General features: G+C 44.1%; 21 protein-coding genes. 9 read left to right on the top strand and 12 right to left on the bottom strand.

Features of this window, described 5'->3' with window-relative positions; translation table 11 throughout:
* Positions 1-691: 691 nt before the first annotated feature.
* The 3 genes from ACJJIO_RS19760 (at position 692) to ACJJIO_RS19770 (ending at position 4,370) form a co-directional block, all read left to right on the top strand.
* Entirely contained in the window at positions 692-2,470 is a 1,779-nt protein-coding gene (locus ACJJIO_RS19760) for a hypothetical protein (protein ID WP_444909560.1), read from the top strand.
* A 286-nt stretch (positions 2,471-2,756) separates the two neighbouring features.
* Positions 2,757-3,425, top strand: a complete 669-nt coding sequence (gene pcp, locus ACJJIO_RS19765) for a pyroglutamyl-peptidase I (protein ID WP_444909561.1) — start codon at positions 2,757-2,759, stop codon at positions 3,423-3,425.
* Between the two features lie 33 nt (positions 3,426-3,458).
* Positions 3,459-4,370, top strand: a complete 912-nt coding sequence (locus tag ACJJIO_RS19770; protein WP_444909562.1) for an SMP-30/gluconolactonase/LRE family protein — start codon at positions 3,459-3,461, stop codon at positions 4,368-4,370.
* Between the two features lie 135 nt (positions 4,371-4,505).
* On the opposite strand, the gene ACJJIO_RS19775 is transcribed toward ACJJIO_RS19770, so the two are convergent.
* From ACJJIO_RS19775 to ACJJIO_RS19785, 3 genes are all read right to left on the bottom strand, one after another.
* Positions 4,506-7,991: a fascin domain-containing protein gene (locus tag ACJJIO_RS19775; RefSeq protein WP_444909563.1), complete on the bottom strand. Its 3,486-nt coding sequence runs from the start codon at positions 7,989-7,991 to the stop codon at positions 4,506-4,508.
* A gap of 866 nt (positions 7,992-8,857) precedes the next feature.
* Positions 8,858-9,871 (bottom strand): cytochrome-c peroxidase, encoded by a 1,014-nt coding sequence (locus ACJJIO_RS19780; protein WP_444904815.1) that lies wholly within the window; start codon positions 9,869-9,871, stop codon positions 8,858-8,860.
* A 596-nt stretch (positions 9,872-10,467) separates the two neighbouring features.
* Positions 10,468-10,632, bottom strand: a complete 165-nt coding sequence (locus ACJJIO_RS19785) for a helix-turn-helix domain-containing protein (protein WP_444911020.1) — start codon at positions 10,630-10,632, stop codon at positions 10,468-10,470.
* A gap of 167 nt (positions 10,633-10,799) precedes the next feature.
* Here ACJJIO_RS19785 and ACJJIO_RS19790 point away from each other — a divergent pair, with 167 nt between their 5' ends.
* The 3 genes from ACJJIO_RS19790 (at position 10,800) to ACJJIO_RS19800 (ending at position 12,707) form a co-directional block, all read left to right on the top strand.
* The gene (locus ACJJIO_RS19790; RefSeq protein ID WP_252081689.1) at positions 10,800-11,645 is read left to right on the top strand and encodes a MerR family transcriptional regulator; all 846 of its coding nucleotides are present in this window, start codon (positions 10,800-10,802) and stop codon (positions 11,643-11,645) included.
* Positions 11,646-11,795: 150 nt separating this feature from the next.
* A complete protein-coding gene (locus ACJJIO_RS19795; RefSeq protein WP_444909564.1) occupies positions 11,796-12,293 on the top strand; it encodes an SRPBCC family protein in 498 nt (165 codons plus the stop codon).
* An 84-nt stretch (positions 12,294-12,377) separates the two neighbouring features.
* The gene (locus ACJJIO_RS19800) at positions 12,378-12,707 is read left to right on the top strand and encodes a hypothetical protein (RefSeq protein ID WP_444909565.1); all 330 of its coding nucleotides are present in this window, start codon (positions 12,378-12,380) and stop codon (positions 12,705-12,707) included.
* 115 nt (positions 12,708-12,822) lie between these two features.
* Here the strand turns inward: ACJJIO_RS19800 and ACJJIO_RS19805 are convergent, their stop codons facing one another.
* From ACJJIO_RS19805 to ACJJIO_RS19825, 5 genes are all read right to left on the bottom strand, one after another.
* Positions 12,823-14,076, bottom strand: a complete 1,254-nt coding sequence (locus ACJJIO_RS19805) for a tyrosine-type recombinase/integrase (protein ID WP_444909566.1) — start codon at positions 14,074-14,076, stop codon at positions 12,823-12,825.
* Between the two features lie 108 nt (positions 14,077-14,184).
* Positions 14,185-14,460, bottom strand: coding sequence for a hypothetical protein (locus ACJJIO_RS19810; RefSeq protein ID WP_444909567.1), 276 nt, complete (start codon positions 14,458-14,460; stop codon positions 14,185-14,187).
* A gap of 51 nt (positions 14,461-14,511) precedes the next feature.
* The gene (locus ACJJIO_RS19815; RefSeq protein WP_444909568.1) at positions 14,512-15,036 is read right to left on the bottom strand and encodes a hypothetical protein; all 525 of its coding nucleotides are present in this window, start codon (positions 15,034-15,036) and stop codon (positions 14,512-14,514) included.
* Positions 15,037-15,072: 36 nt separating this feature from the next.
* Positions 15,073-16,668, bottom strand: a complete 1,596-nt coding sequence (locus ACJJIO_RS19820) for a PDDEXK-like endonuclease domain-containing protein (protein ID WP_444909569.1) — start codon at positions 16,666-16,668, stop codon at positions 15,073-15,075.
* Between the two features lie 218 nt (positions 16,669-16,886).
* Positions 16,887-17,240 carry a hypothetical protein gene (locus ACJJIO_RS19825; RefSeq protein WP_444909570.1) on the bottom strand — a complete coding sequence of 118 codons (354 nt, stop codon included), beginning with the start codon at positions 17,238-17,240 and terminating at the stop codon, positions 16,887-16,889.
* A 95-nt stretch (positions 17,241-17,335) separates the two neighbouring features.
* Between ACJJIO_RS19825 and ACJJIO_RS19830 the strand changes: the two genes are divergently transcribed.
* Together ACJJIO_RS19830 and ACJJIO_RS19835 are read left to right on the top strand one after the other, a co-directional pair.
* Complete coding sequence (locus ACJJIO_RS19830) at positions 17,336-17,503, top strand: hypothetical protein (protein WP_444909571.1); 168 nt, start codon at positions 17,336-17,338, stop codon at positions 17,501-17,503.
* 273 nt (positions 17,504-17,776) lie between these two features.
* Complete coding sequence (locus ACJJIO_RS19835) at positions 17,777-18,670, top strand: enoyl-CoA hydratase-related protein (RefSeq protein WP_444909572.1); 894 nt, start codon at positions 17,777-17,779, stop codon at positions 18,668-18,670.
* Positions 18,671-18,857: 187 nt separating this feature from the next.
* On the opposite strand, the gene ACJJIO_RS19840 is transcribed toward ACJJIO_RS19835, so the two are convergent.
* Positions 18,858-19,424, bottom strand: a complete 567-nt coding sequence (locus tag ACJJIO_RS19840) for a carboxymuconolactone decarboxylase family protein (protein WP_444890277.1) — start codon at positions 19,422-19,424, stop codon at positions 18,858-18,860.
* A gap of 108 nt (positions 19,425-19,532) precedes the next feature.
* Entirely contained in the window at positions 19,533-20,195 is a 663-nt protein-coding gene (locus tag ACJJIO_RS19845; protein WP_444890278.1) for a peroxiredoxin-like family protein, read from the bottom strand.
* A 202-nt stretch (positions 20,196-20,397) separates the two neighbouring features.
* Between ACJJIO_RS19845 and ACJJIO_RS19850 the strand changes: the two genes are divergently transcribed.
* The gene (locus ACJJIO_RS19850; RefSeq protein WP_444886208.1) at positions 20,398-21,291 is read left to right on the top strand and encodes a LysR family transcriptional regulator; all 894 of its coding nucleotides are present in this window, start codon (positions 20,398-20,400) and stop codon (positions 21,289-21,291) included.
* Positions 21,292-21,409: 118 nt separating this feature from the next.
* Here the strand turns inward: ACJJIO_RS19850 and ACJJIO_RS19855 are convergent, their stop codons facing one another.
* Together ACJJIO_RS19855 and ACJJIO_RS19860 are read right to left on the bottom strand one after the other, a co-directional pair.
* The gene (locus tag ACJJIO_RS19855; RefSeq protein WP_444909573.1) at positions 21,410-22,306 is read right to left on the bottom strand and encodes a TlpA family protein disulfide reductase; all 897 of its coding nucleotides are present in this window, start codon (positions 22,304-22,306) and stop codon (positions 21,410-21,412) included.
* Positions 22,307-24,046: 1,740 nt separating this feature from the next.
* Positions 24,047-24,796 (bottom strand): alpha/beta hydrolase family protein, encoded by a 750-nt coding sequence (locus tag ACJJIO_RS19860; protein ID WP_444890279.1) that lies wholly within the window; start codon positions 24,794-24,796, stop codon positions 24,047-24,049.
* Positions 24,797-24,845: the final 49 nt, after the last annotated feature.

Below are 24,845 nucleotides of genomic sequence, written 5' to 3' on the forward strand. Positions count from 1 at the left end.
AAATTGAACGACCAGTATTCGGACTTGGATAAGGTTTTCAATTCTGCCTTGTCTTTAGCTACTCCTAGTATGCTTAGAGAGAGTATTTAGCGTTGGCATAGCATAACCCTTTCATTCTGATAGCGTTTAAGCACCAAAAGCTAGCCAACTATCAGCGAATAGGTTTGCCCCAACTTCTGAACAACGTACGCCTTAACAGCAATATCCCTGGAATATCGCCAATCCTCCTCAACAAATTGAGGCAGAAAAACTCTGTATATGTAGGGCAGGTTTGCTCCGAAAGTTGTGGTGCACCGTACCACACTTGCTGGCGGTGCATTACAGGCAGTGTGATATCAGAGAGAGTTTAAGTACACACTCTTTCAGTGAGAGGTGCGTGTCGCTAGGCATTGTTCGGCATACCGAGGTATAAGCCTGTAGATTGCGCTTTAGTTAATGGAGACTAAAAAAACGCTTCGCTACCTTTCTACAGATCTATGCTTCAAAGATGTGACTCTTAAGACTTCATCAAGCGGTTGTGATCAAACAACATTTGGCGGGTGATTCCTAGTAAAAATCATTTCCTTTATCCCGCTGCCACCTAATCTCTACATAGTCTTGAATTTTGTTAGTGCGCCAAACTAGCAATAACTAAGGACAACAATCGTTGAACCTTCCGCAGTAGCGGTCGTGGGTAGGGTAGGGGATGCTGATGAAAACCACATCATATATTGCACTTTCGTTACTTTTAACTTCCACAGTTCCAATTTCCGCCACAGCCCAATTGGCTATTCCAGAAATAGGTACTTCGGCTTATTCAGATGAAATGTGCAAACGGGTTAAGCCGCATTTTGACAAGCTATTTAAAGCGCCAGTCGATGAATGCTTCAATGGAGTTGGTCAACCTTATCCAGAGTTAGTGGACGGCATCTGTTCGGCAGGAGAACCTAAACGCAATGGTACGCGGATTTGGGGAATGGCTGAATCTCCCCAATTTTTATACTGGGGAACCGGCAGTAATTTTCTCTGTACCGCACAAGCGTCACCAACCGCAGTATTGACTCCGCTATTAGCCCCAACCCAGGGGTGGGTGTGCGAGTTTGCCGATGGGATACTCGCTCAGGAAAACCCAAACCTCAAGAACCTTGGGGACTGGCGGGCTCCCTCTGCCTACCGTATGGATACTTGTACACTTGAAGTCACAGAAGTTACTCCCACTTACGATCCGCTTCTACAGGACATCCTTGGATTACGCTCGGGTGGCTACGCGGACGATGTGATTTTTCTTGCCGGGCCGGGTGGTATACAGGAGGGAATTGCCGGCGTTGGCAGTGGTAACAGTATTATCATGTTGGCTTGGCAGGCAAGTACCGGACGGTATTTGGGCTCAAAGAAATTTTCTGAATATTCGAATATCCGTGAGTTTCTTAACTACGAAGGCGTTTTATATACCGGTGTGCGATTGCAAGAGGATCTTGGTGGGGCGGGCCGGGTTCTGCGTTGGATGGGCAATCTCGATGATCCATTCCATTTTGAAATCATCGGTACTATGGAAAGTACTCCGGCAGACATGACGATACACAACGGGCGTATATTTTCGTCTACCTGGCCTAATGGTGATATTGAAACAGGAGAGGTGCAAGCCTACGCGGGGATAGTGATGAGTCCCCAAATACCTTCAGGTGGCTTCATGCCCAATGATGTCGAAGAGTGGGAGGAAGTTTGGAATATTAGCGAGTACGAGCCAGACCCTGTCAGTGCTCGGGCCTATGCCGGTGGCGATATTACTTCATGGCGTGGGAATCTTTACTGGGGTACGATCAACTTTCCGTTCGGTGGATTCAGGAGCCATGTTCTCGCCTATGGTGAGACATGGGGTACTCCTATTGGAGAGCTGGACACCATTATGGCAACCCATAGAGCAACAACTGTATTCCGCGGGGACAACTTTGAAGGAGAAGGGCAGCCAAATGTTGAAGTTCTCTATGGATATGAAACGGTTCAGGCTTGGGACCCCGATCTCAACAAGTTTGTGGAAACAGAAACCTTGTTAGGGCCTCCAAAGCTAGGGGGAGCCGGACTGGGCTGGCTGTTTAATGTATACACTTGGCGCCTGGGAGTGACTGGAGACAATCTGTATCTGGCCACACTGGACGTCAGCTCACTTATACCGAGTGTAATTGATCTTGCGGGTGAGCTTCCCTCGGAATTGCTGATGTTCCTTGAGGATGCGTTATCCAGCCCAGCAATCTCTGGTGCAAAACTCTATCGTTTTTTCTCTCCAGATCTACAAGCAATCCCTGCCACTATAAATGGTGTAGGCAATTCGGGTAATTTCGGTTTCCGTACGATGATCAACCACCCAACTTTTATGTGGCTGGGCACCGTAAACCCTTTCCATCTAAATCCCGAAGGGGGTTGGGAGTTGTATCGGTATGCACCGACCACACCGGTTCAGCAGAAATCCGTGGATGGGGCGAGGTCTGATTAATTCAATGTCTTCACAGTAGCCGAATTTGCAACCTATCAAGGAGTTAAGGGTTTGGATTGTGTTATGACTGTGCTGGATGATGGATGAAAGCTCAGCAGGAATTGGGGAAAATTAAACACTTAACCTGGACAGTCCAACTGTGTGGACGGCCAAGTAAAGTACTTAATCAGTATTCATATAAAATCGTTCTTTTAAGTCTGAGCCCTTAAAAGTTTCTATTCTTGATAAATAGAATCAGACAACATATTTCTGAAGGCCAATTTCAAACTACTCAAAGAGTATTGTCATGAAAAAGGTTTTAGTGACCGGCTTTGAACCATTCGGGCATACGCCAATAAATCCTGCAGAATCGGTAATGCGTGTTTTGGATGGTACCCGTATTGGGAATTCAGATGTTTTTGGAATCCTGGTTCCTAGTAACTTCTTTGAATGTATTGACGTAGTAACTAGCGCTATAGATGAGCTCCGTCCACAAATAGTGATCATGATGGGTGAATATGGTGGACGATCGATGGTTACTATAGAGCGAATTGCTCAAAATTTTAACGATTCTACTCGATACGACCTAAAGGACAACCGTGGCGTAGAGATGCAGGGCGCACCTACGGTTGCCAATGGACCGGTAGCCTATCGTAGTAATCTTCCTCTCAGAGCTATGGTTAGTGCAATGCGTGAAGCCGGAGTGCCTACAGATATTTCGGATAATGCTGCCACTTTTTGCTGTAATCACTTGATGTATGGCGTTTTGCACTTTATTGCCAGCAATCAACTGGATATACGCGCAGGGTGGATTCACCTTCCGCAATTACCTCAAGTAGCGGCTTTGCCCGAAAACCTTGGCACACCCAGCATGTCCAGAGAGACCTCAGCTCTTGGAGTCCATGCTGGAATAGAGTCCGCATTGCTACATACTGAGGATATTGATGTTCCTATTCCATCCAAGTTTCAAGTCTAAGACCTACTGAAACTATTAAGAAGGGTTTTGACAATGGAGATTGAATGTCTTTGGGAGTGTAACGATGGATTGGGAGAAACACCCATCTGGCATGCAGAAGACACCTCTATCTACTGGGCGGATCATGTCGGCCCTTCGGTTGATCTGGCAGGGCTCCGGCGGCCATCGATTCGGCGGCTAAACATCTCTACTGGTGAAAGAAAGACTTGGGAAATGCCGGAGCAGGTAGGGTCCTTTGGTTTCCGTAAGGGGAGAGGGTTAGTTGGCGCTGCCAATTCAGGATTCTGCACCATTGACCTCGAAACAGGGGAGTTTGAGACAGTTGTTGATCCGGAACCGAATCTACCCCAAAACCGGCTAAACGATGGAAAGATCGATCGAAGAGGGCGTTTTTGGTGCGGTAGTATGGATACGCAATTGAAAGGTAAAGTCTCTCATTTATATTGCCTTGAGCCTGATTTTAGCGTGCGCCAGGTTGCTAAAGACTTTTCCTTTGTATGTTCCAATGGGATTGCTTTCGACCCAGAGGACACTCGTATGTACTTTGGCGATACCATTGGTGGCATGGTCTATGTATTTGACTTGGATATGGATGAGGGCCGTATCAGTAACCGAAGGCCGTTCTTTTCAGTTCAAGAGCGTAAGCCCGCGATTGTAGATGGCGCAACAGTCGATGCTGAAGGGTATTATTGGTTTGCTTTGAATCTTGGCGGTAAGATTTTAAGGATTGATCCTAAGGGCCGCCTTGATCGTGAGATTGACCTACCGATCCGAAGTCCCACTTGCGTCACATTCGGCGGCGACAATTATGAAACTCTCTATGTTACTTCACAGCAATCATTTGTAACTCCTGAGGAACTGGCTCGTCACCCGCAGCCAGGTAGTATTTTTGCTATTCATGGCCTTGGTGTTCGGGGGCTCCCGGAGCCAAAGTTTGGAGCTTGAAAAGCTCCGAGTTAGGATCACTGATGAGTATCTGTCTAGCTTATTGACACAGGATAATTTTGCAGATACGTAATCTCCAAAGATTAGGGCACCCAAACCCAGTAAGAATGGATGTGGGTGCCCGCCTGGTACTTGTTAGTTATCGTTTAGGTCGTAAACAATAAATTTCTCCCAGGAACCTATTGCTTTGCGATTCGCATTAGCCCGGCCATCTGATTCTGCAACGATGTAATTACCATGTTCTGGGTTGTATAAGGAGATCACGTCACCATTTTGTAAACAGCCCGAATTGTCTGAGTGATTGATCAACTTAAATGTTTCCCAGCTGTACCTAGCCGTTCTATCGACATCTAAAGCACCACTTTGTTGGGCACTGTAGTAATAACCATCGGTGCTTTGCAGCCACACGTCATCCCCGTCTATTAGGCAACCTTGTTGCAGGCTATTTCCTGTAAGGACAATAGTCTCATGGCTACCAATTACTGAGGCATTGGCGTTGGCAGTTTTGCCATTTCCTCCATTACCTGCGGCGCCCAGATACCTCCCGTGGGCACCTTTAAGTGCCACTTTTAAGGATTTAACGGGGGGCTTTCCGACAGCCATATAACCTACAACTGCCTTTATAGTTTCCTCATTATTACTGTTTGCCTCCTGTACCATCAGGCTCATTTCAAATGTGCCAGTTTTCTTATTTCTGACACGCGTGCTTAGTGTTTCATCCCTGTCACTACCTTGTACTTGGCTGATCAGTAAGTAATCCTGTAAGTCGACCCCGACAGTTTCAAAGTCCGGGGAGCCACTCAAATTATCTTCCAGTGCAACGGCGCCAATATGAAGCTGCAATCCATTGGCAATTGAGTAACTACCAGCCTCCATCACTACATAATGCACCATTTCCGATGTATGGATGCCATCGTTCCAGGCAAACTCCGCAACACGCACATCGAAGCTGGTTGAAGTGATATTGCGAATCTCAGTTGTTATCGGGTCAGTGCCGGCAATACCAATTACTGAAGCAAACACCACAGGGTTTTCATAACTGAAGTCCAACTCTATAGTAGTCCATTCGTGATTTATCCCGTAAGCCTTATCAGCCTCGCCACCTACAAAGCGTCGGTTAGTAAAACGCACTACATCGACCTTTTCACCTTCATGGATCAATTCCATATCTTGTGACTGATCTTCTACGTTAATCAGATAGCATTCACCGTTATCGGCCTCTGCCATACGTAATATTGTTGGATCAAAACCGTTAAAGCTTACGTTTTGATGTAAAAGCACATCGTTTGAACTCTCGCAGTTACCATGCCCCGTATTAGTTTCTGTGTCTGTTACATTATTGACCTGGAATCCACTCACCGAAGCCATTTCGATAGTAGATGCGTTATTAGCACTGGCCAATTCCCACATTTCTCTATCCGTTAAATCATCTACGTTTGCTTCCCAGCCAAAACTTAAGGTCTTTCCATCGACTTCTAAAGTTGTCTCCCATACATGGCGGGTCTCTGCCCAGCTCCAGTACCATTTGCTTTTGATCTTGGCTTGTGAAACAGTAAAAATGAAATTACTAAAGCTTTCGTGAGTCTGCGTATTACCAACAACTGTTGCCCAGACTTGTTCATCAGCACTACAGCTGTAAATTTCTACAACCTCTTCATTGCGAATAAAGGTTTTGGTATCCAGGCAGTGACGATAAACAGCCACATAACCATCACCCTCACGTGCAAACAACCAGTTCTGGAAACTGGTTGCTTCATCGAATTGCTCTGTTGGCCAATGCAAATTTACTGGTGCAGTTAGAAAGTCATCTACAGGTAAAAAGTCAGTTGCTCTGTTAACACCATCCATAAAGCGCAGCTCCATCGCAGGTTTGTACAAAACCAGGGCTACATTCTCATTTTGCTTTATATAGGGTAAGTGCGTGTTCATTTGCTCCTGGCCACCAGCCTTCCAGCCACCGTATTCCGCACCTGAACGAGTATAAACCGGTATAGTACCGGTTGTTGCTATCCAGGGCAGCTGCTGCCAACCTGCATTCCCCGCATGGAAATCCTGGTATGACGATAATTGCACATTACCATGGCGATACAGATCCATGGTTTTTTCTGAAATAATTGAGCTTGTGGTGAAAGGTGCACTGGTTTCAGTAAGAAGAACACCTGACATGTCGACTACGTCATCTGCCAGGTTAGACTCCACAATCAAATCTTCCAAAAAGAAGTTCAGACCGGCAAGTGGATTCAGGTAATATTCCAGCATCTCATCAATCAGTTCTGGGTGGGCATAGGCGCCGGCAGATTGAGAGAAAATTAACTTATCTTGGAGGTCCAACCCAGCCCATACGGTATCAACTTCAGTGATAGGGTGGCCGGAAGAATAGCTTATGTTAATCTCACCATTAAGTTTTTCAAGGCGATTATAGGCAACACTGCTTACATCAAGTGAAGTCATGGCAAAAATATCCATATGGGTACTACCCGTAAAATCTTGTGGACCTTTGCCAGTAATCAACGCGATATATCGTGCGAACTTATTATTCAAGAAGTTAAGATCTTGGTGAACACCTTCATAGGTCCTTGAATCGACAGCTATAGCAGCACCAAGGTCGTTGGTGACCATAGCGATATCATTAAGAAAAATAAGGGCAACCTGTCCAGCTAGGGTTTTAATCTCTGTATCCTGGGCATAGTCGTATAAATTTAACAATGCTGTCAGGGAAAATGGACTATAAACATTTGAAGTGGACTCATATACTCCAAACTGCTTTTTAACCTCCAGATAACGTACAAGACGCTCCCTTAGTTTTTCGGGCCCACCACCTATATCCCAACCTTCCATTTCAGATAGTAACCAGCTGGAAGATAGCCACATAAGTACGTGATTTTCAGAAGTGTAAACTCGCTTTCCTTCAGTATCTTCATCCTGCCAATAAGGTAGTTTGATAATTTCACTCAGGATAATATCATCGTACTCATCACTCTCTGCCAATAGCCTAATATATTCTATCAGGCGCATATCAGGGTTTTTGTAAGCGTGCTTTCCTGGTGTAAAAAGATCGGTCAGCCCCCGAGCCAGAGCCTCTTTATCCAGCGGTAAATCATAATATGCCCTGAGTACATAATGATCGTTATTAGGTTCGGCTTTGGATGAATCAAGAACGCGTTCGATATAAGCTACCTGCCGATCACGGAAGGCATTTAAATATGCAGGATGCGAGGACGTATCATAGTCTGTAAGGCTCCACAGCCGCGCACCGTCCTCGGAATTCTGCCCCCCCGTGGTGAACCAGTCCGATATATCGAGATCCAGGCCGAAGTAATTTAATGCCGTGACTGTACCATCGGCAACGCCGTAGAAGAAATTAAGTGAACCTTCAACCACGGTCGTTAGTCCATCGTATATCCACTCACCGGTATCTACAAAGAAACCAATTGCTGACGTTACACCATCCTCTACAGTTGTAACGACATCCTCAATAATCTCTTCAACTCTCTCTTCAACAGTATCCCAAGTATCAACAACCCAGGTTGTAAATTTATCCCACAATCCTGCATGGGCATATGCTGGTAAAATTAGAATAAACATAAGTGCGATACACGCACCTATTTTTTTGAGCTTCATGATCAAGTCCTATATTGTTTTTTTGACCAAATAGAAGTAACTCTTTGGAGGGGAAATATTTTTTGTTAAAAATTAATCATATAATTTAGAAAGTTCCACGAAATTTTTGCAATGCTGCATATTAAATTATTATTGGATAAAGTAAGTGATGTATGCTGGCTGTTCGAACTTCAAAATTCGTTCAGCAATGTAAGACCTTGTTGTTGATCGGGTCAAACAGAGATGGCGTATAGTGAGAAACTGATCTCACGAAGCTTTTAAAAGTTGATTCTGCAATCTCATGAAATATTGCATTAATAATTTCGTAATACTCTTAGGCTTCTGTGTTGAGAAAGTGACTTTGGCTCGCCTTGTGCAAATGGTTTATCTAAATAAATCTAATTGGCAGGGGCATGACTGTCGCAACTTGTATTAGTAGCTAATAGCTGAAAAGATGTGAATTCGATACTATCGTCTAAAGCTAAACTAATCATTACTGATTAACTTGATACCTTCCGCCGAATAAATCAGATTACTTGACCTTGAACGGACAGAACACCTTCTGATAAAGACAACTGATAACTGAATGCTCAGGTAGTGAACGGTAATCTAATGTAGCTGCCGCAAATCGATAGCTAAAACTGTACACCTCACTATGGATTTCACTTTTCCGACTTGGTATAGATATTGTTAGAGGGCTATACATTACCAACTGGTTAGCAATTAGGAAACTGTTTAGTCCGCTAGCTTCTATCTCTGAACGTGGCTGATACACAAAGGTAGGGCAGAGTGATAATAAGTTATCAATGAGTAGTGATTTAAAATCCGCGAGCCTAGCCAAAATTAAATAGAGCGAAAGGGGCCCACCCCGAAGGGTGGGAAATACCTTAATGGGTTTGATGCTCTAAAGCATTTAGGAAAGTTGCAATATCATCTACTTGTTGTGTGCTTAATTTCTGCCCCAATTGGTACCAAGCCATATCGTAAATTGCTTGTTCAATGGTTTCTACACGCCCGTCGTGGAAGTAAGGAGCGCTTCTGCTTATATCGCGTAACATTGGAACTTTAAACATCATTTTATCTTTTTCAAGGCCTGTAACTTTATAACGACCTAAATCTTCTTGGTGTGGATATTGGTTGACTAGCCCCATCTTCTGGTACATGTTTCCACCCAAGGTTGCACCATTGTGGCATGCCGAACAACCAGTGTTGATAAAGGTTTGCAAGCCCTTTAACTCACTTTTTGTCATAGCCTGATCATCGCCGCTCATAAAATCATCAAAACGATCATTCGTAATTAGGGTGCGCTCAAATGCAGCTATGGCCTGAGCAATATTGTCGTAAGAGATAGCATTTTCTTTACCAAAGGCGTGTTTGAAACTTTCTTGATATTCGGCAATTTTTGAAATCTTTGTCTCAACAGCCTCTTCTGAAGGCATTCCCATCTCTACAGGGTTTAGAATTGGACCTTTGGCCTGTTCCTTCAGGTCCTCTGCGCGACCATCCCAAAATTGAGCCATTTGGAATCCTGAATTCCAGACCGTTGGAGAGTTTCGATCACCCTTAGTACCAGGTAAAGCTCCCGGTGATGTCGCTTCATTGTCAACGCCCGAACCGTTGTAGTTCCCTACTTGATGGCAGCTGTTACAGGATTGGCTATCATTGACTGAAAGCCGTTTGTCCATAAACAGTGTTTTTCCAAGCTCAACCATAGCTGGGGTGTCATTCTCACTGCCTGGCATAGTTTCTGAGAGAGTGCCGAACATAATTTTTGATTGTTGACGTAATTGATTTATATCAACTTCGGCTGTTGCCGTTGTTGATAGCAAGCTTGCTGCCGCTATCAAGCCGCCAATGATTGGAAGCTTTAGATCTCTTTTCGAAAAAATTTTCTTAATCACTTTGGTATCTCTCCCAAATCTCAAAAAAGAATGAAAACTAACCTATTTTTAATCAAAGTTAGACGGTGCCACTATATAGGGGAGCTCGTTCAGCTGATACCATGATTTAACAAAAAATTTGTTGATTTTTGGAATATCCAGAATTGTTAACAAAATATTTTTCCAAATAGTATTTAAAACTTGACCTATACATTGAGTGCACTGGATTTGACGAGATTGAAATCTTGCTATTTACCTTTGAGAATTGCAGGGCAATTTCTGAGATGGCGAGGAAGTGTAGGGTTGAGGGGATACTTATCGGTATCTCCAAAGAGAAATGATTCGTATTTCTGCTAGTCAGTTGGTGGGGTAATATTTACTCGAACGATAAATGCCCCCTTAACTATCTGAATGTGGTCAACTCTTTAGTTAGAGCTTTTAGATTTTAGGAAGTTTTTAATCTTATTGTTATATCTATTTAACTTTTATATTGGTCTACGTACCCTAAATAGAGGTGTTCCGCTGCCTATCAAGCTACCGGGCTTAACAGGAATCTCTTCGATTAATCCCTTTAGTGAAATTGGGTACTTTACCAATTAGTCCGCCTTTTCGGGGAGTTACATTCTAGAGCCACCTGAGAATCTCTGTCGATACTCCCGAGGAGAAAGACCGGTCTGTTTGCGAAACATTTTCCGGAATGCGCTGACACCCTCATATTCCACTTGCCAAGCGATCTGTTCGACTTGCAATGTGCCCGTTTCCAATAGTTCGCGGGCCTTAATTCACGAGGGCCTTCTGCCTTTCAAGCTCTAAAAGTTATAACCAACTCTTCGGTTATAACTTTTTGTCTCTCAAGGAGATCTTTCTTGTATCTATCTGTTGACTCTCAAGTGGCTTGAGAGTCCATACTTCAACTCACGCGCAGAAGGGTGAACAGATAGGTGGAACAATGTTTAGAATCGGTGAGTTTTCAAAAATAGCCCAGACCGCTGTTTCACAATTACGGTATTACGATCAAATTGGTCTGTTTCAGCCTGATCACACAGACGAGTCCACAGGGTATAGATACTACAGCACTAATCAGTTGCCTGAATTAAACCGTATTATCGCCTTGAAAGAGCTGGGAATTTCGCTTGAACAAATTAAGGTCATGGTTCTTCAGGACGTATCGGTGCAAGAAATTCAAGGTATGTTACTGCTGAGAAAAGCACAAATAGAACAAACTGTTCAGGAACAAATTAATCACCTAAAGATCATTGAAGCACGCCTAAAAGAGGCTGAAAGGCCTGAGAGTTTGAATTTCGATGGAATTATTCTGAAAAGCATTGCTGAGCAGCCTTTCTATTCTGTTAGAAAGATAATGCCAAACCTATTTGACACAATCCACTTGGTGACCGAGCTAAGGGAATATGTACCTGACGTGGCGGGGAAAGACCAGCTTGGCCCTCTAACGATCATACTTCACGGTAATGCTTTTAGTATTGAAAACGTAGATATCGAAGTAGGGTTTCCAGTTAAGAGGAGTATCGAAAGAGCTCTACTGCTACCTGGAGGAAGTGAAGTTAAAGGGCGGGTTCTCCAATCAGAGCAGAGTGTTATTTCTACGATCAGGGTAGGAGCATTTGAAAACGGGTATGAGAAATATGCTCAGCTAGGTAGGTGGATAGAGAATAGTGATTTTCAAATATCAGGGCCTGCAAAAGAAATATTTATAAAGCCACCATCCCAAGGGGACCCTGAAGATTGCGTTTGTGAGATTCAATTTCCGGTAACAAGGCCAACCACTCCTGTTTGAATATATAGGTAAAGTCCTATAGATATCGAACAGTAAAATATATCAAAAATCAGATTTTTAATGAATAGGCAATTAAGGCTTAGGGGTTCGTATATCTTAAAAACAGAATACTATATTTTTACGTCATAACTTTTAATTGGGAGAGTGCAAATGAAGATTGTCAATCAAATTAATATCAACACTTCTATTGATAAAGTGTGGGAAATATTATCAGGTAATTTTAGCGAGATTAGTAGTTGGACCAGTGCCGTTGTTGTATCCACTGAAAATCCAGATTTACCGAAAGGTGATGGTCGAAAGTGCGAGTTGCCTGATGGAGCCATTGCCAGTGAAACATTAATGAATGTGGATAGTGGTCAGCACACTTTTTCCTATGAGGTAAAGCTATCTAGTATGCCATTCTTTGTTAGATCCATGATTAATACTTGGAAAGTTGAACCGGTTGCTAATGGGCAGTCACGAGTTAGCTTTGAAATTGGTGTAACTTTGCTCCCCATATTTGCTCAGATTATGGGAGTACTAATGAAGAGGCAGTTTAACAAACTTGCCAAGGTTGTGCTTGAGGAGTTGAAAGTCTTTTCAGAAACCGGAAAAGTCCATCCGCGAAAAGAAGAACAAATGAAACTTAACATAGCTAAGGTCGCTTAGCAGTAATATCAACAGGAAATAATGATATCTCTCGGGGGCTGAGTACCTATACCCCCAAATATTACCTACCCTTAAGGTTTTTCAATGTCGTATTCAGTAGACTTAAGACGTCGAGAGGTGGCAATAGAGGGAGCACCTGAGATTCATTTAGACAATAAGAAGCTCAGTTACATGCCTCAGCAATTTTTGCGATATTACCATACAAGAGAAACTGTAGAGGAGTTGGTGTTAGATATTCACTATGATGAAAAATTCCCCATATTTGTCTGTGAAGACAGCTCCGGAATATATATTCAAGTCGGTGTGATTAGTTACGATAATTATATTCCTCTACAGCAGCAACCTTGCCAGAAGATTATTTATGGTAGGAAGTGGCGGGTAGAGCCTGAGTTACCAACTTCCGAAATCATCTGACTCCATGTTTACTGGTCGTAACTCAATTGATAAGGAGACCATAATAGGAACTCCGGAAAACCTAGTAAGGCCAGATAAGGACTCCTGAGCCTCATTATAGGGCAGGGCGGTAGTATTACCGCTCCTCCTTTACCCGCTTACTCCGTCCACTTTCATGTCGTTCCCGCATGTCGGAATCAATGTAGCGATCGGTCGTAGCCATACTTGCATGTCCCGCATCATCGCGCACATGCTCGCGGGGACGGTACTTTACATCTTCAGAAATACCTGTATGGCGGAGCCAGTGCACAGTGGCTGCCTTAAGATCTTCAGCATCTTCCCCTAAGCCTTCTTCAACCATCCGTTGGTGGGCAGCATCAAAGCAGTTTTGAACAATCAGGCGCACCTGTCGGGTACTGGTAACTGGTCCCTTGCCACGGGACTTGTGCACCAGAGGTGTCTGCTCATTAATGCTGGGCAGAGCAGGGAGCTGCAAATAATTTCTGTAGCGCTTCAAGGCCTTCAGCATTTGGTCGCAAACAGTGATTGCCCGGCCCTTGTTTCCTTTACCCGTAACGTGAAACCACCAGTTTCCGTCGCGATCTTTCTTGAAATCACCCATAACTGGTGCCGATCTTTCATCCGCAACCAACTCAGAGATTCGCAAATACATAGCGAATAGGGCGTTCATAATAAATAAAGTTCGCTCGTGATCAGTTGGTGATGTCTCGGCCATGATCTCAGCAGTCTCCAGGACATAATCCCACTGCAAGTTGCTGATTCGACGTACAACCTGGCTTTGTTGCTCACGTCGAACAAACTTACTTTTCTGACGAATCAGTGCCACAGGATTGGCTGGAACCAAGCCTTCTTGATAGAGAAAATCGAAGAAGGATGACAATGCAGTAAAGATGCATTTGATCGCTGTCTGGGATGGCCGGAACTCTTTGGGAGAAGCTGTCTTGCCAGCACGAAACTCAACTTTGGACACACTGACTACGAATGGCCGCCAATCGGCATTTACAACGCGCTCGCCATTCTGTGTTTTGAATCTGGCAACATTCTTAGTTCCGATCCAGGCAATTGGCGGCTCAATGCAAAACTGCACAAACTCCTCAATGTGTTCGCGCTTCAGAGTCATTATTGAAACTTCTTCAATGCGCCAAGCCCATTGCAGCAAGCGCTCAAGTTCACGGCGGTAGCTGTTAAACGTTGCCTGGCTGCCGTTGTAGCTGTAAAGAAACTTAAGCGTGAACTCCAGATCGGTATCAGCACCAGGAATCTGCTTGCTGAGATAACGGCTAGCTGAAAAGCTGGTGCAGCGGAATGGATTCTCAAGATTGCTCAGGTTGTCAATGATTGGTGCTGGTGGCCGGTTGGAAGCAGACATAGAAATATGGAGTTGTTGTTGGAATGTGGCAAATTATACGTAAAATCGGGTATTTATAAAATATCCGATATTCACAAATATCGGAAATAGTGGGAGCCCTTACAGGGCCTAGGTTTGAAGTTTTTTCTTGACGGCTATTTCCGATAACCACGTCTGTCCCTCCTGTGGAAACGCCTGATTGAGATGCTCTGGCCGAACTTGTATCTGGTCTAGCTCGCCGATGATTTCCTGAAGTGCTCCCATGATGCTTTCCGTCTGTTTTAGGTCCCTGGTTTTTAGGTTAACCAGGTCGGTGTTTATGCTCGCAAGGAAGTCGCGGAGCGGCTGAACTTCGTTAGCGAATATTGTTAGGTGCACATCAAACGGAGCCGGGTTATCTACCAAGATTCCAGCTCCATTGCCTGAGTCATAAGAAAGTCTCATGAACGCGTTCAGCTAGTTCACAGTTAATTCTTCAGTAACCTCGTCAACCCATGCTTGAAACTGCTGTAGCGTCTTAAAGTGTCGGCGTTTCAATCGGAATTCATTGCATATGTATTCGACAGGATTTGTTGGCGATTTTTCAATGGCCAATCGAGCAAGTCCCAAGGCTTCAGGATGAGGTATTTCTGCCCAGTCCCTCTCCTCTTCCCAAGGTGCGAGCCCTCGCCATGGGATTTCATCGACGATGTCATTCGGTGATAGCCAAACTACGGGCTTATGAATGTTATCTCTTTTAATTCCTGCCCAGGGGGTGAGCAATTCAAATATGTGCTTAAGCTGTTTTTTACTTGTCCTTGATAGGCCATGCAGGTTGGCAATATCAAGTGCCAATTCATGAAGTGTAATACCATTTTTCTGGGATAGAATTGATTTTGCTATACCCACAAGTGTTTCCTTGTGGTCATCGTCGAAGTAGCGCAAATGGCTATATTCGTCGGATGATATCGTCTCTTCTGCACGCTCAGCCTCTTCTGTCAAAATATCATCCTCAGGTTCATTGTTAGCTGGGCTAATCTACTCGTCGCCTGGGGCTGACCTTCTGTCCTCTTCTAGTATTTCATTTAACCTGCGATCAATTTTATCGATCGCCTCTTCTGGATCTTGAAAATAGTCTGTAGACCACAGTCTTACTAATCGCCACCCAAGGTTCTCGAGAATAGCGTGACGGACTCGATCACGATCTCTTGCTGAAGGAGAGCCGTGATACGTTGCTCCATCACACTCAACGCCTGCCAAATAAACACCTGGATGGTCTGGATGTATTATTCCCAAATCAATTCTGAACTTACTAACTCCAATCTGAGTTTGACTCCTCCACCCCTTATCTCGTAGTGCCCAGGCTACAGACTGCTCAAAATCGCTATCGAACTGGTCTACCCCATAATCTGCGGTCGCTTGCTCTGCTAGAGCAATAGGTCCCTTCTCAGCAAATTCTAAATAGTGTTTTAGATGTTCAACTGCCAATGCCGACGTACGGCTAAGATCAATCATTGAAGAGTCAAAACTCGAGAATATCAGTACTTCACTGGTAGCCCTTGTGATCGCTACATTTAAACGGCGTTCGCCACCGGACTTATTCAATGGCCCAAAGTTCATACTCATCGTTCGGCCATGTGCTTCGGTCGGTCCGTAGCCCAGGCTGAGGATAATAATGTCACGTTCATCCCCCTGCACGGACTCCAGATTCTTAACAAAAACTCCATCATAAGTATCAGTAGACTGAAAATATGGTTCTATGTGGGGATGTTTTCTACGGGCATCATCCAGTAAATCTTCTACTGTTCGCTGTTGCTCGGTATTCAGAGTTACGACGCCGATAGTCTGGGAGGTGTTTGCAGGATTGGTCAAACGTCGAACGATTTCATCAACGACTGCTGCCGCTTCAATAGGATTGTTCCTTCCTTTACCTTTTGAATAAACGCCATTTACACGATGTAGTGTAACTGCAGACTGCTTGGTGTCGGACGATGGATATGTAACTAGCGAGTTCTCGTAGTACTTACTGTTGGAGAAGGCAATAAGTGTTTCGTGCCGGCTTCTATAGTGTCCTTTCAGTCTCAAATGAGGCAGTCGTGCGGCTAGAGCCTGATCCAGAATAGATTCAAGGTCTTCTTCATCTGGGTCATCTACATTCACTGCCCCACTAAAGAAGCTGGTTGGCGGCATTTGTTTAGGGTCACCGACCACAATCACATTTTTCCCTCGGGCAATTGCCCCTACTGAATCCCACGTAGTCATCTGCGATGCTTCATCAAAAACGACCAAATCAAAACCGTTAAAATCTGAGGGTAAAAATTGGGCAACTGACAATGGTGACATCATCATACAGGGGCATAGGTCCAGTAATCGCCCACCCATTTCATTGAATAATGAGCGTACTGGCTTATGGCGTGTTTTTTTCTGCAGCTCCCTGGCCAATAGCCCAAATTCTTTAGGGCTACTTTTGGCAAATGGATCCGGAATCGCCTTTGCTGCGATCGCTGCCACATAGTCACTGGTTGTTATGGAAACTTCTTCGTCGAGCTTTCGGAATTCATCAATCAATTGCTCATGTGTAGAGGCCTTAAACTGCCGCAACTCTTCACTCTGATCGATCAGCTGTGGCGCCAACCAGCGACAAAATGCCGTGAGAGCTTGATCTTCAGCATCGTCCGACAGAATAGTTCTGGCTTCTAGATCTTTGGTGAGATTTTCGAGCTTGTAACGTGACAGTTCTTCTTTCGCAGAAAGCCATTCACTCCACGCCTTGAATTTGACTGCTCCAGTGAGCAGCTGCTCAATAGCTGATGTTACCTCTTCTAACGTGGCGTTTTCATCAAACGAAAGCTCTAGTTTTTCAGCTTCTTCAGCTCTTCTGTTAAATTAAACAACAAATCATGCGGCACGTTGAGCGGGCGTTTTTGAAGCGAGATCGCTTGTCCTGGTCGAATTTCATCGATAGACCATTCTTCTGGCGCGAAGATTTCGGGATCCGAACGTAGCGTGACAACCAAGTTCTTTAATAGTGCGATTGGTGCATTTTCCACTGGCTCTTCGGGCGCGGTTGGCGCGTACAAGCTAATTGACCTGAATATTGGATACGCATTTTGTTGTGCGGCCAATGAGAAGGTGGATAAGTGATCTATCTTTAACTGAACGGCGGGCCCAGATGCCATTGGTTCATCCGTATTCGTAGAATTCATGTCAGAACTTTTCTTTCAGAATATCTTGCTAAAAACTTATTGTTATACCGCTACCGGGGTTCGATCAAATACTAGCCGCAGTGGCAGTTCATTTAATGAGCCATATCAATGCAAGCCGCATGGAGGTCGCTACTACCAGGGCTTTTCAGTCCTACTACCTGATTGACCGCTGTGTAATCCCATTCAATGAGTACGGACTGAATCGGAAAGGCTACCACTGGCGCTTCCGCGGAGTGAAAGAGTTGGTTGGATTGAGGGGTTGAAAAACCGCTGTTGCTGTGCCGTTTGTGTATCATTTCGCCTTGGTCCGTGGTGGAGTCCAAGCGCCATTATGCGCCTCTATTTTGCCTGATACAATTGATGAAGATCAGGAAATAGTGGTTAAAAACCAGTCAGCAACCAAGGTTCATTTGTACTAATTTATTGCGGTATATGTTGATAAAATATTAATCGGCACCTGGATTAAATTCTTATTTGATGTATCAAGGGTAGATTTTAAATATTACTTCAACGCCACATGATAAAGGTCTTATGACATGGAATATCATCATATTAAATATGAGCAAAATGGCCCTGTAACCATCGTTACTTTTAACCGTCCAGAGGTTAAGAACTGCATTGGAACACGCGCTCATCGCGAGCTGGTGGATGCATTCGATCGTTTTCGTACCGATGACGGAGCTAAAGTTGCGGTAATCACCGGCGCTGGCGATTCTGCATTTTGTGCAGGGGGTGATTTAAAAAGCAATCTTGCTGCAACCGAACCCACCAACCACCCCGATCCTGACGAGGCTGTTTTATGCCCTGTAGAACCCGCTGATATTGCCCGGCATAATCGAGGTGAAGCTCCAGGGATTATAGGTCCATCCCGCTGGACCGATATCTATAAGCCTATCATTGCGGCTGTGAACGGAATTGCATATGCGGGTGGCTTTGAGTGGGCATGTTTTGCCGATATGCGGATTGTAGAAGAACACGCATCCTTTGGAATGACTTGTCGTCGTTGGAATATCGGCTTAGCCGATGGTGGTACTCAGCGTTTGCCGCGTATTGTTGGTATGGGGCGAGCGCTGGAGTTAATCATCACGGGAAAAGTTATTAATGCTGAAGAAGCTTATCGCATTGGGTTAGCCAACGAAGTGGTGCCAAAGGGAGCCGCATTAGATCGTGCCGTTGAGTTAGCACAATATATCTCTACCCTTCCCCAGCCAGCGATTCACTCTGATAAAGAAGCCGCCATTCGTGGTTATGGAAAGGATCTTGATGAAGGTCTACGAATTGAGGCTGAGTGCTTTAACCGATTATTCAGCGACTCTGAATCCAAAGCAGAGCTGTCCGAAGGCTTGAGGCGCTTTAACGAGCGCGATCATCCTGACCGAGTGCGAGGACAAGCCAAAACACCCGGTATTATTCGTAGCGAAATGGAGTAATTACGATAAGCCAAAAGAAGGCTGTATTTGTAGTAGAGGCCCATAGTGGCTATATGGGCCTCATTACTTTGGTGAATCAGTGGGGTTCTTATCGTCACTTTTATGATCTGGACAGGCGCCCTCTTCCCAAGGCCCAGTCTTTATTAGACGCTTGAATCGGATACATGTTTTTTATTTGCTTTTGCGCTCAACCATTCGAATCCATATCCTTACTCCAAGCCATTGGCAAAAACGCATCATCGAGACTGACATTCAGATTGTGGGTAGAGTAATTCGAGAGTACTTTTAGGCTGGTTCCAACTATCACCTCTAGAATCGTCTCTTTCGTATAACCTGCTGCAAGAAACGCCTCAACCTCTTCTTCTGTAGCCCATCCACGTTTCTCATTGATAATGACACTGAATGCTCGGAGCGCTTCGAGTTTAGGGTCATCGAGTGTTTTGCCGCTACGCAGCGCCTTGATTACATTTTCATCTACACCGGCCATTTTGCAAACTGCGGTATGCGCAGCCATGCAGTAGGTGCAACCGTTAAGGCGGCTGTTTGTCATCAGGATTATCTCTCGCTCCGTTTCGCTCAAGCGAGAGTTATCAAATAATCCCATAAGTGTTAGATAGCTCTCTACCATTACAGGTGATTCGGCCATGGTTGCCATTAGATTGGGTACAAATCCCATTTTCTTTTTAGCGGCTTCTAGAGTTTGCTTAGAGGCTTCTGGTGCTGTTTCAATTGTGTAACGTGTAAAATTGACCATGAGTCTTACCATATAAGTTGGGTTTTACGGTGCTCGATATCGATTTACATTGAGTGCTCGCACCTCTTTGGCGCTAGTCAGCGCTAAAGAGGTGGAGTTGTTTACATACTATGCAGTTGTAGACTGACTCAGCTTTTCAAGTACGGGAAATAAGTCGCTGGGTTCGGGGCGACGCGTATAGTCAGGATTCACCTCCGCATATGCGATTGTTCCATCGGTATCTATGACATATCTTGCAGGCATAGGTAAGTTCCACGCGCCGTCACGATGGATGGTCGGGAGTTCGACTTTGAACACCTTGTGGAACTCAATTACATAAGGTTGTAATGTCCAGCGGATACCAAATTTTTCAGCAAGCTTTCCACTTTGATCAGTCAGAATTGGGAAGCTTAACTTGTTATCTCTCTGAGATTTGCGGCTTTCAGCGGGCCCTTGCATGGAAATAGCAGCCAGCGTTGCGCCACGCGCTTTGATCTCTGCAGCAACTTCTTCTAACGCTTGCAGCTCAATATTGCAGTAAGGGCACCACACGCCTCGATAGAACGTTAGAATAACGGGCCCTTTGGTAAGGAGTTCTTCCAGGGCAACGTCGTTACCTTCTGAATCTGGCAATGTAAAGTATGGGACTTTCTCCCCTACTTTAATCGAACGCTCAACTTGGCCACTAGCAGCCAATTCCTTGGATGATCTGGCAAAGGCTTCAAATGCTCCTTCCGGGGCCTGTTGCTTAAATACTTCTTTGAAAGCATCTAGTTTGTCTTGAAGAGACATAACCTATTCCTCTAATGGTTTAAAGTTTGGAAGCGCGAGCTTTGGGTAAGCCTTCGATGGGCCAAGAGGCGACGTGCTTAACTCTCCAATTGGCCTCTATGCAGGTACTTACGCCAAACCACTATTGGGAAGATTAGTTACTTTGATTTGCGCTATAAACATGCTATTTTGAAACTCATTGTATCCATTAAGGACACAATCTGTGTTTCAACAAGCCCATTTGAACGAAATAGTCGTATTTATTGCCGTAGCCGAACACGGAAGCTTTACAAAGGCAGCGGCATCATTGAACTCAACCAAATCAGGCGCTGGTAAGGCAGTTAAGAAGCTTGAGGAGGAATTGGGTCTTAAGCTATTCAACAGAACCACTCGAAGTATCAGGCTGACAGAAGAAGGCAAAATATTTCTGGATGCCGCAAAACATGCGTTAGAAACAATCAATGAGGCCAGGCTTTTGCTGCATGCCAGGAAGGATGAGCCTGCCGGACGATTGCGTATCAATTTGCCAATAGGAATAGGCCGAAATATTGTCAGTGCTTTAAAGGGGTTCACGCAGTTGCACCCCAAGGTTACGGTCGAGGTCTCTCTTTCAGATAGCCTGGAGGACGCTATTAAAGGAGAATGGGATGTCGTTGTTAGAATTGGCGAACTAGAAGATAGTTCTTTTATCGCAAAAACATTATGTGGATCTAGACGTATCTTGTGTGCTTCGCCTGAATATCTTTCGCAGAAAGGTAAACCTAAGAATTTGGAGGAGTTAAGAGAGCATGATGCTCTTGTTTTCAGAGCGCCTACAGGAAAAGTAAGAGCCTGGTCATTTCGAGAAAATGATGACTCAATTACTGAGTTTTCCCCTTCCCCGCTGGCAATTTTTAGAGATGGGCGAACACTGATAGATGCAGTAGTCGCTGGTATGGGTATTGCTCAGGTATATGATACTGCTCTCGGTTCTTCTATTCAGACTGGCGAAGTTATTGAGTTGTTTCCTGAGAAAGTAGTACCCGGTCCACCGGTTAGTGCACTGATTCCCAGTGGTAGAGCGATGCCTGCGAAAACGAGAGTTTTTATCGATTTTCTACAAAGCGTGCTGGATTAGGATTTAGGGTGTCAGGCGAAATCGCAGAATAATTTCATCAAGAGAACCCCCTCTCTAATTCTAGAAAGGGGGAGATTGGCTGACGAAAACCTTCTGGTTGCTAAGTTTAGGGCTTTCGCTAAGCAATGCTCTTAAAGGTTGGTTTGTCCTTTTCTAGCTGTGGTGCTGAGCCCGCGAAAACATGCAGGAAAGTCGTAGGATTTGGGCGTCTGCGATAATTGTCGGTCTCGTCTCCGAATAGAACTTTGCCACCTTCATCCAGTGCTATCACCGTGGCCATAACGGTATCCTTAGGGTATCCAGGCATTCCTGCAGGGGAACCGCCAATATCTTCAATGCCTAGAGCTTTAGCACCCATTAGGTTGTCATCTTGAAGAATTTCAAAATGACCAGGCAGATCAAGCTTGTCGGCTAACTTCCTTGAGTTGTCGTAGCCTTGGTTAGAGATAAACTTCACCTTCACATCATATTGCTTAAGTGTCTCAGCATATTTCTTCACTTCTTTTAACTGGTTCATACAAAATGGGCACCAGTTGGCTCTAAAGAACACTAATAGTGTTTTAGATTCGTCAAAAGAGGTGGAAGACACACCCGATTTATCTAATCGATTAAAGTTCATTTCAGGCAGTTTTTGGCCTTTTGATATGGCTTTGCTCTTTTTACGGTTGTAGACGGAGAATGACCAGATATACCAGTGAAGGGATAGGAAGCCCAGAGCAGCAGCTGCAATAGGAATGTATAGAGACAAGGACATTGGAGCCTGGTTCGAATAAGTTGAATAAGCAACCAATGCAACTCCTATAAAGTTAACGGCTTGAATAACTGGTAATCTTTCTGACGTTCTTGAAATGCTGAACACATTTGTTAGGACCATCAAGAAAAATGGTAAAGGCAAGGTCGCTAAAAGTGCGCCGACCCAAACCGGATCGCCACCAGATATATAGATCATGATGCCGGACCCTACTCCGCCAAGCATGTTTAATAGAATCATTGGTAAAATAAGTTTTGCTTTCATTTCAAGCTCCTGAAGCGTTGGGTTAATGTCCAAAACTTGGGATCTATCCTATTACATCACATTGACTCAATAATCAGTTCGAATAGAGAAACAATGTTGCGAAAACGGATACAATCGAATTTATTTTATCGATCTATTAGTAGTGGCTGGCATGAGTAACTTACATTCAGTTCTAGCAGGAATTTAGTATTTCTTAACAAATAAGGGAGCGAGTAAGCTGGAGGAAGGTGTAAAGATGTGGACTAAATCAGACCAAATCTGACAAATCGTCTTGGATAAGAAGGGTTTACCGGTTTTGATGAAAGTGCCTAAAGCTAAAAGCAAAACCAAGGATAAACCCCATGATCCATACTAATGATCGCATCATCAAACATTAACTGCTAGGTGATTTCGATTGCAATACCACTCCAAACGTAACTATGCCTTCCAGCGTTTTGATGACGCAACGTTCGCCATCCAATATCAGCCCTCCAAACTGGTTGAGCTTCATTCGGGTTATAATATTTGATTGTGTTCCCATCCTTGGCAACCAGGATATTATGGAAACCCATTTCATGAGCAGACCCAGGGGAAGGGCCTCGAAACATCATAAAAGCGCAATTGTAAAAGGTGTCGGCACGCAAGTTCCTCGGCATTCCCCCATTACTAGCTGGCTGTATGAGATTTGTAAACAACGCATTATAATCAACTCTATTGCCCGCCTGCGCGAATTGAAGGCACATGTCTTTCTGAGTCGCGTCATATAAAATCCGACCGGTACGCCCAGGGCACTGGGTATTCACATAGTTTCGCACACGCATCGGCGAACTATTGTTGGCCGCCACTAAGGGATGGTCAGCTCCGTTTGGCATAGGAGGTAGGTCCGCATTCTGCCATTTGACGGCGTTCCACAGAGTCCCTTCCACAAATGCCTGTGGCCTTGGTGCACGGATGTCGTATCCTGACACTGCGATCTCGGTGCAGTGAGCGGCGCAAGAGTTGCCGACCTGGCTGGGTAAAGTTTTTAGATGCAACATCAAAATTTCCTTTTTTGTTATGTCTGATAGTGAGAGTAGTGAATCCAGTGTACCAATTTGATAGGCATAATATATATAACGGAGTGGAAAAGAATAATACGAGTTATTACGTAATCCTCTCCTCGATGACGCTGATTGGCTGTAACAAAATTGAATTGACTACGGCGATGATGATCGTTGTAACAGCTAACGAATTTCTGTGCTCAGACCCTGGCATCTCGTACATTTTTGCTTGTAGTGCATTACCTGCATTACCCGGTAGAGCAATCTCACTTGAAAGCTGCCTTGCTGTACCTTAATAATGCTGTACTTTTGAATCTACACCGGCCTTTTTTGAGATTTCCTTCTCTATCCGTAACTGCTTACTTTCTCGTCGTAATCGATATAATTTCGAAATTTCACTCAGAGTGCAGTCAAACTAAAGTAACTCATTCTTGAGTAAGTAGCGGCTGCGATGGATTGACGCGATGATTCCTTGCGGAATATCTATGCTTACAAAAACAAGGGTTTTCATCGTTTATTTTGAAAAATGAGCTTAATTAAGCTTCTGGATGTTTAATGTAATAAGGGAGCAATCCAAAGGCCATCTGGTGCTGGCTATGTTGTTTGATCCAAAGGTTCCTGGAAGTCAGTAAAGCTCAGTTATGCAATTTAATCCTTAACAGACGAGCCCATATTTTTATTGGATTCTAAGCTCCAACATTATTCTCTATTATATGTCGTATTAACTAATATATCTTTGAGCCCAGGCTCCAATAACATTGCCGACATATTCAGCATCTGATTTCTTCATAAGCAAGTGATCGGCTTTATCTAAGGAAATAAAACTTTTTGGATGGTGCGCGGCGCTAAATATTTTTGCAGCATGATCAATAGAAACAGTGCTATCTAGTGGTGAATGCATAACTAGTAAAGCTTTCCTTAATTCCTTAAGGTTAACCAAGATGTCTGCTTCATTTATATCGTCGATAAACTGCTTTTTAAGTGTAAACTCTCGGCCAGCAAGCACCACTTTTGCCTGTCCTGTTTTATTGATGTTATCGAGCTCATCTTTAAACATATGTTGGATATGTTTTACATCACTTGGAGCGGCTATAGTAACAACAGCTTTAGCTGTCTTTAGCATACCAGCGGCTTTTAATACGGCAGCACCACCAAAACTATGCCCAATTAGCAATTTTGGCGCTTCAAAGCGGTTTTTAATTTCATTGCAAGCACTAAGTAAGTCTTCAACATTAGATGAAAAGTTAGTATTGGAAAAATCTCCATCACTGTTACCTAACCCAGTAAAATCAAATCTTAATACTGATATTCCTTTGCTAGTCAATGATTTGCTAATAGCGCTCGCAGCAATGATATCTTTTGAGCATGTGAAACAATGTGCAAAAATTGCATAGGCCTTTGGGTTCCCGGTGGAATTTTCTAATTTACCCTTTAATTCTACACCGTCACGATTTGGGAAATTAAATTCCATAATATTATCCAATATATATTGATGAATTACTTCAACTTTTCAGAATACT

It is taken from the genome of Microbulbifer mixtoriginis (SeqCode) (assembly GCF_052467235.1).

What these genes read in the sequence shown, in the direction of transcription:
- ACJJIO_RS19760 (WP_444909560.1), top strand. Translation starts at nt 692, where the DNA reads ATGAAAACCACATCATATATTGCACTTTCGTTACTTTTAACTTCCACA.
- pcp (WP_444909561.1), top strand. Translation starts at nt 2,757, where the DNA reads ATGAAAAAGGTTTTAGTGACCGGCTTTGAACCATTCGGGCATACGCCA.
- ACJJIO_RS19805 (WP_444909566.1), bottom strand. Translation starts at nt 14,076, where the DNA reads ATGTCTGCTTCCAACCGGCCACCAGCACCAATCATTGACAACCTGAGC.
- ACJJIO_RS19840 (WP_444890277.1), bottom strand. Translation starts at nt 19,424, where the DNA reads ATGGTCAATTTTACACGTTACACAATTGAAACAGCACCAGAAGCCTCT.
- ACJJIO_RS19795 (WP_444909564.1), top strand. Translation starts at nt 11,796, where the DNA reads ATGAAGATTGTCAATCAAATTAATATCAACACTTCTATTGATAAAGTG.
- ACJJIO_RS19790 (WP_252081689.1), top strand. Translation starts at nt 10,800, where the DNA reads ATGTTTAGAATCGGTGAGTTTTCAAAAATAGCCCAGACCGCTGTTTCA.
- ACJJIO_RS19855 (WP_444909573.1), bottom strand. Translation starts at nt 22,306, where the DNA reads ATGAAAGCAAAACTTATTTTACCAATGATTCTATTAAACATGCTTGGC.
- ACJJIO_RS19835 (WP_444909572.1), top strand. Translation starts at nt 17,777, where the DNA reads ATGGAATATCATCATATTAAATATGAGCAAAATGGCCCTGTAACCATC.
- ACJJIO_RS19845 (WP_444890278.1), bottom strand. Translation starts at nt 20,195, where the DNA reads ATGTCTCTTCAAGACAAACTAGATGCTTTCAAAGAAGTATTTAAGCAA.
- ACJJIO_RS19770 (WP_444909562.1), top strand. Translation starts at nt 3,459, where the DNA reads ATGGAGATTGAATGTCTTTGGGAGTGTAACGATGGATTGGGAGAAACA.
- ACJJIO_RS19800 (WP_444909565.1), top strand. Translation starts at nt 12,378, where the DNA reads ATGTCGTATTCAGTAGACTTAAGACGTCGAGAGGTGGCAATAGAGGGA.
- ACJJIO_RS19775 (WP_444909563.1), bottom strand. Translation starts at nt 7,991, where the DNA reads ATGAAGCTCAAAAAAATAGGTGCGTGTATCGCACTTATGTTTATTCTA.
- ACJJIO_RS19825 (WP_444909570.1), bottom strand. Translation starts at nt 17,240, where the DNA reads ATGAATTCTACGAATACGGATGAACCAATGGCATCTGGGCCCGCCGTT.
- ACJJIO_RS19860 (WP_444890279.1), bottom strand. Translation starts at nt 24,796, where the DNA reads ATGGAATTTAATTTCCCAAATCGTGACGGTGTAGAATTAAAGGGTAAA.
- ACJJIO_RS19830 (WP_444909571.1), top strand. Translation starts at nt 17,336, where the DNA reads ATGAGCCATATCAATGCAAGCCGCATGGAGGTCGCTACTACCAGGGCT.